Consider the following 13,373-nt stretch of genomic DNA (forward strand, 5'->3'; position numbering starts at 1 on the left):
TGTCCCGCACGGCGGATTCGAAAATTCCGCAGCGTCGTGACGTTACACTCTTCGTGGTCGCCGTAAAATGCATAGAATAGAGTGCGAATGTCTTCACGCAACGTCACCGCGCCACTGAATGAAGACCCTGCCGCGCACGCGGCGTCCCTGGCCGAGGAGCAGCTCGTCCTCGATGAGGCCTTCACCCGCCGCGACGGGATACTCCGGTACCTCGACGCCGAGCTCGCGATCCCGGTGGACGACGCGGCGGGGGAGGCCCGGATGCGGATGCTGATCAGCCGCCGCGAGGAGCTGCGGCGCGCGGACCAGGGCCTGATCTTCGGCCGGCTCGACGCGCTCGACCGGACGGTCCTGCATCTGGGGCGCGTCGGCATACCCGGCCCCGGAGAGGACAGCGACCCCCTGGTGATCGACTGGCGCGCACCGGCCGCACGGGCCTTCTACACCGCGACGCCGGTCGACCCCCAGGGCCAGCGTCGACGTCGCCACATACGCGTCGACGGGCGCGAGGTGATCGGTGTCGACGACGAGCCGCTCGACGGGTCGAGGGCGAGTGAGCTGGTCGGCGAAGGCGCCCTGCTCGCCGCCCTCGGAGAGCGGCGCACCGGCAGGATGAGCACCGCGGCGGCCACCCTGCAGCGCGAGCAGGACGATGTGGTCCGCGCCGACTCCCGAGGCCCGCTGGTCGTGCAGGGCGGACCGGGCACCGGCAAGACCGTGGTGGCACTCCACCGGGTGGCGTACCTGCTCTTCACCTATCCGCAGCTCGCCGCGCAGGGCGTATTGGTGCTCGGGCCGTCGCTGCGCTTCCTGGATTACATCACCCAGGTGCTGCCGGCGCTCGGGGAGACCGCCATCGTGTCGGCGACCTGCGACACCCTCGTACCGGGAATCGGCGTGGAGCGCATCGAATCGCGCGAGATCGCGGAGGTCAAAGGCCGGGCGCTCTGGCAGCAAACGCTCTCCCGGTACTGTGCAGCGCTTATCCCGCAGCCCGCCGACCTCGAGCTGGTATGGGAAGGCGAACGGTACACGATTGGTGAACGGCGGATTTCCAGGGCCCTCGCCTCGGCGACCTCGGGGCACACCTATCATGCGGCGCGCACCATCTTCAGCGAACAGATCCACGATCTGCTGACCAATGCGATAGCCGAACGCCACGAAGAACTGCTGGCGCAGATGGAGGAGGGCTTCGAGGACATCCTCGGCAAACTCGATGCCGGTCTCGCCGCCTCAGACAACCGCGCCGTGGACAACGGCACGACCGGCACCGACGTCGACGGGGAGCTCACGGAGGAGGACCTGGAGCTGCTGCGCGACAGGATCGCCGCCGACTCCGGCGTGGCCGCGACGCTGCAGAGGTGGTGGCCGACCCGCGACACGAAGACGGAACTGCGCCGGCTGCTCGGTGACGAAGCGCTGCTGCGCCGGTGGGCGCCGGAGCTCACCGACGCCGAAAGGAGGATGGTCGTCGGCGAGCCGCAGACGTGGGCGAGCAGCGACATACCCCTGTTCGACGCCCTGGACGACCTGCTGGGCGATACGCGGCCGAACGGCGAGCAGGGCGAGTTCCTGACCGCTCGTGCCGCGGCACGCAGAGACTGGGTCTACGGACACGTCGTCATAGACGAAGCGCAGGAGCTCTCGGAGATGCAATGGCAAATGGTGATGCGCCGCTGCCCTTCCCGATCGATCACCGCCGTCGGCGACATCGACCAGGCCGAGGCACCGCACCGGCACACCACCTGGGAGGAAGCGGTCAGCGCGGCCTTCGGCACGAGATGGACGGAGGCCCGGTTGACCATCTGCTACCGCACCCCGCTCGAGGTCATGGCCCTCACCGGGCCGGTACTCCAGAACGCGGGCAGCCGGAACGAACCGCCTCGCGCCGTCCGGGCCTCCGGCATCGAGCCCTGGGAGCGCGCCGTGGAGGAGGGCGACCTCGCGGCCGAGGCGGCACGTGTCGCCAAGGAGCTGTCGGACCGGTGGGCGGGAGGGACGGTCGGCGTCGTCGCGCCCCTCGAGCGTGTGCCGGCTCTGCGCACGGCGCTGCCCGACCTGCCGGTCCTGTCCGCGACCGAGGCCAAGGGCCTGGAATGGGACGCCACCCTGCTCATCGACGCTCCCGGCATCATCGCCGAACCGCGGGGCTGGAACGGGCTCTATGTCGCGCTCACCCGATGCACCCAGGAGCTGGGGCGGCTGCTCGTGACACCGCAGGCGCCTCACTGAGGTGGTCTCGGTGAGTGCGTGGTCGGGCCGGGAAAGGGGATGCCTCAAAGATTCCGGACATCGTCCGACGGCCTGATCGCGCCGCGGGAGACCCGGCCTTCGATACCCGGGTACGAGGGCTGGACAAACGTATGGCATACATGTGTATTGTTGGTTGAACGCTTGTATTGGAGGCAGTCGTGGTGAGTGGTCGGGGGGCGGCCGAGGATCTGACCGCGCGGGCCCGGATCAGGGACGCGGCGTTGCTGGAGTTCGCCAGGCACGGTGTCAGAGGGGCGACGATCCGGGGGATCGCCGGGTCCGCCGGGGTGTCGGTGGGATTGGTGCAGCACCACTTCGGGACGAAGGAGGAGCTGCGGGCGGCATGTGACGCCTACGTGCTGGAGACCATCCGCGCGACCAAGCAGCGGGCGTTCGACGAGGGGATGGGCGATCCGGGGTTCCTGGCGATGGCGGTGGAGGTCGCGCTGCCCATCCAGCGGTACATGGCGCGGGCGCTGGTGGACGGATCGCCGGCCGCCGCCCAGCTGTTCGACGACGCGGTGGCCTTCAGCGAGGAGATGCTCGGACGCGACGTCCCGGGGATGAACGCGCCGAACACCTCCGACCTGCACGCCTACGCGGCGGTGATGACGGGGATGACCTTCGGGCTGATGGTGCTGCACGAGCACATGTCGCGGGCCCTGGGTGCCGACACCCTCGGCAGGGAGGGGTACCGGCGGCTGGCGCTGGCGATGCTGGACATCAACGACGACAGGCTGCTGAGCCCGGAGATCATCGACCACGCCCGTGCGGCACTGCGGCAACTGCCGGCCACCGGCACCGAACGGAGCCGCGATGCCGACTAGCCTCCACTTCCGACCCGCGGGCGGCCCCGCACGTGTGAGATGCTCCGCGGTCCCCCGGGGCTCCGCCCGAAAGAGCGTCCGGGCACCCGGCAGGCTCTCGACCTCGGTCGCCGCCGCCCGCAAGGCCGACTCCGATCCGCCTCGAGGGCGTGCGGGCCACCCGCCGCCGCCCTCTGTTCTTCACGCACGGTTCCTCACCCCGTCCGGCCGGTTCACGCACTAGGCACCGGAGGGGCCGGTGGCCGTGCGCCCACCACCCCCTTCAGCCTTCAAGAGGTGCTGACATGAACACACCGGTGACGACCCCGATCTCGGTGTCCGGCCTGACCAAGTCCTTCGGCCGCACCCGGGCCCTGGACGGCCTGGACCTGACCGTCCAAGCGGGCGAGGTGCACGGCTTCCTCGGCCCGAACGGCGCCGGAAAGTCCACCACGATCCGCGTCCTGCTCGGCATGCTGCGCGCCGACGGCGGCACCGCCGAGCTGCTCGGCGGCGACCCCTGGCGGGACGCGACCGACCTGCACAGGCGCCTGGCCTACGTCCCCGGCGACGTCACCCTGTGGCCCGAGCTGACCGGAGGCGAGGTCATCGACCTGATCGGCCGGATGCGGGGCGGCATCGACCCGCGCCGCAAGGCCGAGCTGCTCGAGCGCTTCGAACTCGACCCGCGCAAGAAGAGCCGCACCTACTCCAAGGGCAACCGGCAGAAGGTGGGGCTGGTCACCGCGCTGGCCTCCGACGCCGAGCTGCTCATCCTGGACGAGCCGACCTCCGGCCTGGACCCCCTGATGGAAGAGGTCTTCCAGGACTGCGTCCGCCGGGCACGGCGCGACGGGCGCACCGTCCTGCTGTCCAGCCACATCCTCAGCGAGGTCGAGGCCCTGTGCGACCGGGTGACCATCATCCGCGGCGGCCGCACGGTGGAGAGCGGCACCCTGGACGAGCTGCGCCACCTCACCCGCACCTCGGTCGACGCGGTGCTGGACGCCCTGCCGGACGGGCTGGCCGCGCTGCCGGGCGTCCACGACCTGCGGGTGGAGGGGAACCGGGTGCGTTGCGAGGTCGACACCGCCCGCCTGGGCGAGGTGCTGGCAGGCCTGTCCGCGGCCGGGGTGCGCACCCTGACCAGCAGGCCGCCCACGCTGGACGAGCTGTTCCTGCGCCACTACCAGCCGGAGGCGACGCGATGAGCGCGCTCACCGGAACCCGAGGCCTGGTCAGGCTGGCCCTGCGCCGCGACCGCGTGCGGCTGCCGCTGTGGGTGCTGTGGCTCGGGCTGATCCCGCCGAGCTTCGTCTCGGCCACCGAACGGCTCTACCCGACCGCCGCCGAGCAGCTGCAGTACGCCCGCACCACCGGGAACAGCCCCACCTTCCTCGCCCTGTACGGCCCGATGCACGACCCGGGGCTGGGAGGCATCGTGGTGCAGCGCGCCGGATTGTTGTCCGTGGTCATCGCGCTGATCAGCGCCCTCACCGTGATCCGGCACACCCGTACCGAGGAGGAGGCCGGGCGGCGTGAGCTGCTCGGCGCCACCGGGACGGGCAGGGCCGCCCCTCTGGCCGCGGCTCTGCTCGTGGCGATGTCCGCCTGCCTGGTCAGCGGCGTGCTGGTGGCCGCGGGCATGATCGGCCAGGGGATGCCCGCGGCGGGATCGGTCGCGTTCGGCCTGCAACTGGTCATCGGCGGATGGGCCTTCGCCGCGGTCGCGGGCCTGGCCGCCCAGCTCACCGTCGGCTCCGCGGCGGCGCGCGGGCTGAGCCTCACCGTGCTCGGCGCCGCCTTCCTGATCAGGATGGCCGCCGACGCCGTCGACGGCCTGTCGTGGCTGGGCTGGGCGTCCCCGCTGGCCTGGGCGCAGCGGCTGCGTCCCTACGCGGGGGAGCGCTGGTGGCCGCTCGCACTGGCCGTCGCCGCCGTCGTGGCGCTGACCTGGGCCGCCGGACGCCTGGCCGCACGCCGCGACCTGGGTGCGGGGATGCTGCCCGAGCGGCTCGGCCCCGCCGACGCCGCACCCCGGCTGGCCGGGCCGTTCTCGCTGGCCTGGCGGCTGCACCGCCGCACGCTGTACGGCTGGCTCGCCGGATTCACCGCGCTGGGCGCCGTCTACGGCGGCCTCGCCGGCGGTGTGCAGGACATGATCGGGGACAACCCCGGCCTGCGGGAGGTCTTCACCCGCCTGGGCGGCGCGAGCGGGCTCCTGGACGCCTACTTCGCCTCGGTGATGGGGATCATGGGCCTCATCGCCGCCGCCTACGCCGTCTCAGCCGCCCTGCGGCTGCGCTCGGAAGAGGCCGCCCTGCACATCGAGCCGCTGCTGGCCACGCCCGCGGGCCGCCTGCGCTGGGCGGCGAGCCACCTGACGGTGGCCGCGGCGGGCTCGGCGGCCCTGCTGGCCGCCGGAGGCCTGGCGACCGCTCTGGTACACGGACTCGCCACCGACCGGCTCCGCGCGGACCTGCCGAAGGTGCTGGGAGCCGCGATGGCCCAGCTGCCGGCCGTCTGGCTCATCGCCGCGATCTGCGTGGCACTGTTCGGCCTGCTGCCGCAGCTCACCACCTTGTCCTGGTCGGCGGTGGCCGCGGCGGGGCTCGTCATGGCGTTCGGCGCCGGGCTCGACCTGAGCCAACCGGTCCGCAACCTCTCCCCGTTCACCCACGTCCCCCAGATCGGCTCCGCGGACTTCACCCCGGCACCGCTGATCGCCCTGCTGGTCACAGCCGCCGCGCTGGCGGCTCTCGGCCTGGCCGGCTTCCGGCGCCGAGACCTGGCGCTGGGCTGAGAAACCGCAGCCCGTGGAGGAGCGGCCGGGCTCATCGGCACCGCACAGGAGCCGATGAGCCCGGCCGCAGACGAACACCGCGCGGATCCGGCCGACCGGGCACGGCGATGTTCAGGAGGCGCCGGGCACCGGCATCACCGGTGGTCCTTGCCGGTGGTGTCCGGACGGGTGAGCTGGCCGCGGACCTTGCCGTACCAGACGGGGGTCTCGTGTTCGTCGTCGAACCAGCGGGCCACCACGATGTCGGTGGAGGAGTGCGCCAGGATCGACAGGGCGATGGTGACGGCGACGAGCGCGAAGATCGGCTGGGCTTCGACGATGCCGGACTCCAGGACGAGCAGGCCGTAGACGACGGAGGCGAAGCCCTTGGGGCCGAACCACATGACGGCGGCCTGCTCCCGGCCGGAGAGCCCCGAACGCAGGAACGACACCCAGATCGCCACGGGCCTGGCCACCACGAGGGCGACGATCGCGAACATCCAGCCGGTCCAGCCGATCGAGCCGAGCAGCTGCGGGGTGATGAGGGCGCCGAAGAGCAGGAGCGCGGCGAGCTTGAACAGCTCGGCGACCAGTTCGCCGAAGTGCTCGAACGACTCGCGCTGGCGCTCGCCGAAGGTGGCGACCGTGATGCCGGCGGCGAACGCGGCGAGGAACAGGTTGCCGTGGGTGGCCTTGCCCAAGGCCAGGACCAGCAGGCCGATCGCCATGGCGTTGAGCGGCTCGTAGGCGGTGGAGGCGGCGAAGAAGCGGGCGCGCTCCAGCATGATCGCCGCCCATGGGACGGCGACGCCGATGACGATGCCCAGCAGCAGTTCCGTGCCGAGCTCACCCAGGTGCAGGTCGGAGCTGCCGGCCGCGACCGCCAGGAACACCACGACGAACGGCAGCGCGAGCCCGTCGTTGACGCCGGACTCGACGTTCAGCAGCTGCCGCAGCCGGGGCGGGACCTTGTCGTTGCCGACGAGGGCGGCGGCGAACACCGGGTCGGTCGGAGCCAGGACCGCGCCGATCAGCAGGGACTCGGCCCATCCCAGACCCACCAGCCAGTGGGCCGCGGCCGCGGTGATGAGCAGCGTCAGCGGCAGTCCCCAGCCCAGCGCCCGGCCGGGCAGCCGCCACGCGGTGCGCACGTCGTTCCAGCCGACCCGCATCCCGTCGCTGAACAGCACCGCGAACAACGCCAGTTCGGCCAGGGTCGAGACGACCTCGTCCCCGGGTGCGACCGGCACCCAGCCGAGGACACCGTCCCCGAGCAGGAATCCGGCGGCCAGGAACACCACGGCCGTGGACAGGACCGTGCGATGGGCCAGGCCCGACAGGAGCACGGCGAGGAGGAGGACGGCGGAGAACGCCAGCAGCAGCGCCATCGGGCACCTTTCGGGATCGCCTGAATCGGACCTTGCCGACCAGACTTCCCGGCGCACCAGCGCGCATCCTAGCGGTCCGTCCCTTCTCCCGGCCACCGCGCCGCCGGAGCGGCGGCGGGGTCAGCGGCCGGCCAGCACGATGACCAGGTCGTCCTCGGTCAGGGTGAGGGGAGCGCGGCGGTCGGGGTTGAGGACGATGCCGTAGCCGGGAGGTTCGTGGAAGCGGGAGCGGCGGCGGTAGCCCAGGGCGGTCTCGCCGCGGCGGCGGGCGGCTTCCAGGAGCGTGGCGAAGGTCGCGGGGGCGCCCGGACGGAGGTAGCCGGTGGCGGGCTTGAGGTAGATCTCGGGTCCCTCGGGGTGCAGGAGGGCGGTGAAGACCTGATGGAGGCGCGGGCTTTCGCTGAGCTGGGTCATGACCTGGGTGATCAGCTTGTCGCTGACGATGAGGTCCTCGGCCTGGGTGATCTGGGCGATCTCGCGGTTGGCGTCGTCGCGCAGCTCCACGATGACGGAGAACGGCCGGTCGCCGTAGGGGGCCAGATCGCGCAGGTGCAGCAGGGTGACGAGGGTGCGCGCGTCCGCGCGCTGGGGGTCGTGGCTCTCGTCGGCCAGCACGATGACGCTGTGGTGGGAGCGGACGTCCAGGGCCTCCAGGTCGGTGCGCGCGGTGTCGTCGCAGCGGGTGAAGGAGACGGTCGTGTTGGCCAGGCGGGGCAGCCGCTCGCGCGGGTCGTCGTCTCGCAGCGCCGCGACGAGCAGCTGCGAGCCCGGCCGCGCGCAGCCGTCCAGCCTCTCGATGATCTTGGGTGCGCGCGGGTTCCAGCCGAGGATGAGGGTGGATCCGGGCTCGGGGAGGGTGACGGGCAGGCCGCTGATCGCCTCTTCGGCGATGTGCGGCCGCCGGTCGGCCAGGCCGATGAGCTCGTCGTCCTCGGCCAGCATGATCAGCTCGTCGTCGTGACCGACGACCGTGCGGGAGGCGGGGTTGAGCGTGAGGGAACCGTCGGGGTGCCAGAGCCCGACCGGTACTCCCCGCTCGAAGGCGTGCAGGGCGTCGGCGAAGGTGCTCCCGGCCAGAGAGGGCTCCGGATGCAGATAGAGCTCATGGCCCTGGAAGTCCAGGAGCTCGGCGCAGACCGCGGAGAGGCCGCACTGGCGGTGCGACTGCACGATCAGCCGCACGGCGATGTCGTCGGCGTCGACGATCCGGGCGTGCTCCCCGCCGGCCAGCAGCGCGGCGGGCATGTTCGCCGCGGTGCGGACGGGCGCCACGATCGGCGGCCGCGTCTCTCGCCAGGGCTGGGCGTTCAGCGACAGCAGCACCTTGATGACGTCGATGTCGGGCTCGTCCGTCTGCGGTGCCAGCACGATGACGGAGCGGGCCGTGGCGGGGCTGACCAGGGCGAGGTCGGCCACCTTCAGCGGGTTGCCCCGGCGGCACACGATCCGGATCCTGCCGGTTCTGCCGATCTTGATGCGGATGGCCTCGTCCATGTCGCCCTTGTCCAGGTCGGCCAGGATGGCGATGCAGGAGCGCCGCCCGCTGTGGTCGGCCTCGATCAGCTCCTCCAGCACGGTGAAGACCTGGTCCGACCAGCCCAGCAGCACGGTGTGGCCGTGTTCGACGATCCGGGAGCGGCCTTTGCGCAACCGCGTGAGCCTGTTGTTCAGGCCGGTGGTCAGCACGCTGATCAGCGAGCTGACGATGAAGATCCCGCCGACGGTCGAGGCCAGCATCAGCGCCAGGTAGGAAGCGGTCCCCTCGTCGTCGCCCATGACGCCCGGGTCCAGGGTGCGCAGCAGGCTGCGCCACACCACTCCGCTCCAGCTGCCCTGCTCCGCCGCGTCACGGGGGGCGATGAGCACCGCCAGCGACGCGACGGCCAGGACCAGCAGCGCGGACGCCAGCCCCAGCCAGCCGATCAGCGCCGGAGTGCCCCGCGCCATCGTGTTGTCGAACCAGTACCGCGCCCGCGCACGCCACCAGGCCATCTCCACCTCCTCGGAAGATCCGACCCTTGCGGAGAATCCGCCGCAGAACAGTATCTTCCCCCTCAGGTTCCGATCGTGGAGGACGGCCATGGCGCTCATAGCGGCGGAGCCCGCGGCAGGCGTCGGCGTTCCGATCCGGGGTCCTACCGGCGCCGCGTCGAAGCCCTCCCGCCGGAGACACGGTCGCCGCCGCTCGCGGCGGCGACCGAAACCGGAGGCGGCCCGGTACCGCTGTGGCGGCCGACCGGCCGGCGATCGGTCAACGCCTCAGCCGGATCGGACTGATCTCGGTGTCCGGGTACCAGGTGCGGGGCGCATGAAGGCGATGAGTTCGGCGGCCGCCCGGCGCAGCGGGTTCCTGCGCAGCCAGACCAGCTGGACGGACATGGGGACGCCGTTGTCGAGGTTGTCGAACTCCAGGATGCGGATGGTTCCGGCGGCCACGCGGGTGCGGACGGCGCCGAGCGGGAGGTTCGCCCAGCCCGCGCCGCGCTCGACCAGCCCGAGCGCCGTCTCCACGGTGTCCACGTGCCAGCGGGCGTCCGACACCAGCAGCCGCTGCTCGGTGATCTCGTCCCCGGGACCGGCCACCACGATCTGGCGGCTCGCGGCCAGATCCTCCAGCCGCCGCAGGCCGGGCGGGAGCCCGTAGGTGTCGGCGGTGGCCGAGGCGACCGCCACCCACACCTCCTGGGCCACCGTGGCCAGCGCCTCCTCGCGGTCCAGCCGCTCAGAGCAGGTCAGAAGGGCCAGGTCGGCGCGCCCGTCGTGGAGCATGGCCCGCACCTCGTCGTGCGGCGCCCGCACGAGGTTCACCCGCAGCAGAGGGTGCCGGCCGCCCGTCTCGGCCACGGCGTCCAGCAGGCGGCGGTCGTCGGTCCCGGCGGCGACGGCGACCGTGAGCGCGCTCTCCAGATCCTCACCCAGCTCCTGGGCGTGGACCTGGAGCAGCTGCAGCCTGCTGGCGACCGAGCGGGCGTGCGGCACGAGCGCCAGCGCACGGGGCGTGGGCACCGCCTCGCGCCGTGACCGGTCGAACAGCCGGTAGCCGAGTTCGGCCTCGATGCCCGCGATCCCCATGCTCACCGCCGACGGGACCCGGCGCAGCGCGCGGGCCGCTCCGGAGAAGGAGCCGTGGTCGACCACGGCGAGGAAGAGCTCGATGCCGTCGCTGGACAGAGCCATCTATCAATTTTCCTGAAAGAATCCGACTTTTACCATCAGTGCAGCTGAATATAGCTTCTCCCCGTCACCGAGGGAAGGGGAGAACGAGGTGCAGGGCGTCAAACGCAAACTGGTCTACGTCGGCGGGTACGAAGGGCTCGGATGGGTCGTGGGAACCGCGGTGATGACCCTCCTGACGGGCACACCCCCCACCACCACGGGCCCGCTGACCCTCACGATCACGCTCATCGCCACCGTGTGGAATTTCGTCTTCACCACCCTGTTCGAGGCATGGGAGCGGCGCCGCCGCGACCGCACGCGCACCGTGTTCCGGCGCGTCCTGCACGCGGTCGGATTCCAGGCGACCCTGGTCTGCATCCTGATCCCGCTCATCGCCTGGTGGCTGGAGATCACCCTGCTCCAGGCGTTCCTGCTCGACCTGGTGTTCATCGTCTACGTGCCGTTCTACACCTTCGCCTACAACTGGGCCTTCGACCGGATCTTCGGCCTGCCCGCCTCCGCGGTGAACACCCCGGAGGACGGCACGCCGGTCTCCGGGCCGGAACCGGAACGCTCACGGTGAGCACACCGGAAGGCGTCCGGAGCCGGACGGGCTTCGGCTCGTCGCACCGCGTCGCGGCCACGGATCGGGGCGGTAGGCGGGAGTTCCTCCTGCGGTGCGGCTGAGCCGCGCCGCCGTCGGCACGGTTCGCAGGGGCGGTCTCTGCGAACCGTGCCCGCCTCGCTCGAAAGCCGGAGTGCTTTCGGATAGCTTGAGCACATGCAGCTGTTTCTGACGCCTCCGCCGCCCGCCGTCTAGGCGGGCGGTCGTACACGGTCATTCCGGAGTCGCCGGGATGACCGTGCGGTTCGCCCACGGAAGACATCGTGTCGGCGACCATTCGAGGAGACCTCAGTTGCAGTCCTCTTCCGCCTTGCCCGTCGGGCAGGGCGTTCTCTACGTCGCGATCGCGGCCACGGCGTGGGGCACCGGCGGTGCCGTGGCCGCCGAACTGTACGACGTCGGCGGGATCGGCCCCGTCTCCGTTTCCTTCTGGCGGTTCCTGACCGGCCTCGGGCTGCTCCTGGCAGCCCATTCGGTCCGGCGACGCCGGCGAACGGCGACAGCGGTCTCGCTTCGCGCCGCCTGCGCGGCGAACCCGTGTCGAGTACTCGTCACAGGTGCCGGGCTGGCCGTGTACCAGACGGCCTACTTCGTCTCCGTGCAGCAGGCCGGGCTGACCGTGGCCACGGTGGTGACCCTGGGCTCGGGTCCGGTGCTGGTCACCGTCGGAGCGCGACTCGCGCTGGGCGAGCGGACCGGGGCGGCCGGAGCCGCCGCGGTGGCGAGCGGTGTCGTCGGCCTGGCGCTGCTCGTGGGAGGAGCGGACGGGAGCATCGGCCCGGCCCCTCTTCCGGGCATCGGATACGCGTTGCTCTCCGCCGTCGGCTATGCGGGCGTGACGCTGTTGGGCCGTTCTTCCGGTCGAAGCGGGGCCGGTGGCGCGTTCGAGTCCACGGTCACCGGCTTCGCGGTGGGAACGGTGTGCCTTCTGCCGATGGCCCTGATGGAGGGCCTGCTGCCCGACCTGGAGCGGGCGGCCTGGACCGCGGGCCTGATCCTCTATCTCGGAGCGGTGCCGACCGCGCTGGCGTACACGCTGTTCTTCGCCGGCCTCGGAGCGGTACGGGCGACCACGGCTTCCGTGGTCGCCCTGGTCGAGCCGCTCACCGCAGCGGCCATCGGCGTCCTGGTCTTCGACGAGCGGCTCAACGCGAGCGTCCTCATCGGCACGGTCCTGCTGCTGCTCGCCGTGATCTTCCTGGCGGCCGGTGAAAGGGCAGGACCGGCGGCCTCCCCGCGGCCGCCGGCCGCCGACCATGGTCGGCCCGAGGCCCGTCCGGCCGCGCCGGCCAAGGACTGACCTGACGCGCTCTCCACGGCGGGCGGCGGGCCGACGAGCCGCCGCCCGCCATGACCCCGTGCCCGTCCATGCGTCGACGAGGACCTGTGCCGCCGTCTCGCGCAGGGACCGAATGCCGGGCTCGCCCTTTCGCCGTTGCGTTCGTGGCATCATGCCGGGCCACGGATCACCAAGGGCGGTTTCGCCGGGCCGCGCTCGCCTTGGGCGTCCCGGACGACGAGATCGGTCGGTTCGTCGAGCACCTGCGGTCGTCGATCCGGTTGGGCGGGGGCTCCGGCGGTGTCCCGGTCGGTCGGTTCGGCGGGCCGCCCCGGCTGCCGCTCACCGCGATGGCTCGGCCCCGCTCGGCGGGAACGGGAACGTCCGGTCACGGAGCGGAGAAACATCGTTTGCGCTCGCGGCCGTGCTCTCCGGTGATGGTGCGGCTGAAGACGGCCAGGGTCAGCCGGGGGTGGAGGTCGTGGGGAAGGGCGGCGTGCTCGCGCCAGCCGAGGCGTCTGTAGAGGGCGGCTGCGGGGGCTTCGGGGTGGGTGATGAGCCAGGCGCTCGGCCATCCCGAGGTGGCGGCGGTGAGCAGGCGCCGTCCGTGTCCTCGGTGCTGGGCGTCGGGGTGGACGAACAGTTGGACGACTTCGAAGGCGCCGCGGGTGAGGGCGACGGCCCCATCGGGACCGAGGGCGCGCTGAAGGGCGTCGTAGATGCGGTCGCCTGACAGGTCGAGTGGGCTGGGCCAGCCGTAGCAGATGCCGACCAGGTCGCCGGCGGGGCCGTGGACGGCGTGGGCGACGAACCCGGGGCGGGCGGTGGCGGCATGGAGTTTGGCGGGGTAACCGGCGATCTGCTCAGGTGTTTCGTACCAGGGCGGCCCGCTGTAGCAGGCCCGGCGGAGGGCGGTGATGTCGTCGGTCAGGTCGCGGACGGCGGTGGCGTCCAGCCGATGCGGAGCGGGCACGCGCTTCTCCAAGCCAAGAGTCCGGCAGCGAGTACGTGGCCGTGGGCCACTGTTGCAAGTTAATCGCAACAACGCCGGGTGGTGGCAGGCCTTCGACGATCGATCACGGGT

General features: G+C 71.8%; 10 protein-coding genes. 6 read left to right on the forward strand and 4 right to left on the reverse strand.

Translation table 11 applies throughout. The features are described from left to right. Nucleotides 1-87: 87 nt before the first annotated feature. The 4 genes from C2865_RS36155 to C2865_RS36170 all read left to right on the forward strand — a co-directional run bounded on the left by C2865_RS36155 (nt 88) and on the right by C2865_RS36170 (nt 5,862). Nucleotides 88-2,232, forward strand: a complete 2,145-nt coding sequence (locus C2865_RS36155) for a HelD family protein (RefSeq protein ID WP_106403164.1) — start codon at nt 88-90, stop codon at nt 2,230-2,232. Nucleotides 2,233-2,411: 179 nt separating this feature from the next. Continuing rightward, nucleotides 2,412-3,080, forward strand: coding sequence for a TetR/AcrR family transcriptional regulator (locus C2865_RS36160; protein ID WP_232836003.1), 669 nt, complete (start codon nt 2,412-2,414; stop codon nt 3,078-3,080). 284 nt (nt 3,081-3,364) lie between these two features. Further along, nucleotides 3,365-4,270, forward strand: coding sequence for an ABC transporter ATP-binding protein (locus C2865_RS36165; RefSeq protein WP_198653848.1), 906 nt, complete (start codon nt 3,365-3,367; stop codon nt 4,268-4,270). Continuing rightward, a complete protein-coding gene (locus C2865_RS36170; protein WP_106403167.1) occupies nt 4,267-5,862 on the forward strand; it encodes an ABC transporter permease in 1,596 nt (531 codons plus the stop codon). Before C2865_RS36165 ends, C2865_RS36170 begins: the two co-directional genes overlap by 4 nt. A 134-nt stretch (nt 5,863-5,996) precedes the next feature. Here C2865_RS36170 and C2865_RS36175 read toward each other — a convergent pair whose 3' ends face one another. The 3 genes from C2865_RS36175 to C2865_RS36185 all read right to left on the reverse strand — a co-directional run bounded on the left by C2865_RS36175 (nt 5,997) and on the right by C2865_RS36185 (nt 10,406). Continuing rightward, nucleotides 5,997-7,229: a cation:proton antiporter gene (locus tag C2865_RS36175; RefSeq protein ID WP_106403169.1), complete on the reverse strand. Its 1,233-nt coding sequence runs from the start codon at nt 7,227-7,229 to the stop codon at nt 5,997-5,999. A 120-nt stretch (nt 7,230-7,349) separates the two neighbouring features. Beyond that, complete coding sequence (locus C2865_RS36180; RefSeq protein ID WP_106403392.1) at nt 7,350-9,221, reverse strand: CASTOR/POLLUX-related putative ion channel; 1,872 nt, start codon at nt 9,219-9,221, stop codon at nt 7,350-7,352. 267 nt (nt 9,222-9,488) lie between these two features. After that, nucleotides 9,489-10,406 (reverse strand): LysR family transcriptional regulator, encoded by a 918-nt coding sequence (locus tag C2865_RS36185; RefSeq protein ID WP_106403171.1) that lies wholly within the window; start codon nt 10,404-10,406, stop codon nt 9,489-9,491. Nucleotides 10,407-10,494: 88 nt separating this feature from the next. On the opposite strand from C2865_RS36185, the gene C2865_RS36190 reads away from it, so the two are divergent. Together C2865_RS36190 and C2865_RS36195 are read left to right on the forward strand one after the other, a co-directional pair. After that, on the forward strand, nt 10,495-10,968 hold the full coding sequence (locus C2865_RS36190) for a PACE efflux transporter (protein WP_106403173.1): 474 nt from the start codon (nt 10,495-10,497) through the stop codon (nt 10,966-10,968). Nucleotides 10,969-11,302: 334 nt separating this feature from the next. Next, nucleotides 11,303-12,310: a DMT family transporter gene (locus tag C2865_RS36195; protein ID WP_232836004.1), complete on the forward strand. Its 1,008-nt coding sequence runs from the start codon at nt 11,303-11,305 to the stop codon at nt 12,308-12,310. A 367-nt stretch (nt 12,311-12,677) separates the two neighbouring features. Here C2865_RS36195 and C2865_RS36205 read toward each other — a convergent pair whose 3' ends face one another. Beyond that, the gene (locus C2865_RS36205; RefSeq protein ID WP_157964057.1) at nt 12,678-13,262 is read right to left on the reverse strand and encodes a GNAT family N-acetyltransferase; all 585 of its coding nucleotides are present in this window, start codon (nt 13,260-13,262) and stop codon (nt 12,678-12,680) included. Nucleotides 13,263-13,373: the final 111 nt, after the last annotated feature.

The organism is Actinocorallia populi (assembly GCF_002995495.1).
In the GTDB taxonomy this organism is placed as follows: Bacteria; Actinomycetota; Actinomycetes; order Streptosporangiales; family Streptosporangiaceae; genus Actinocorallia; species Actinocorallia populi.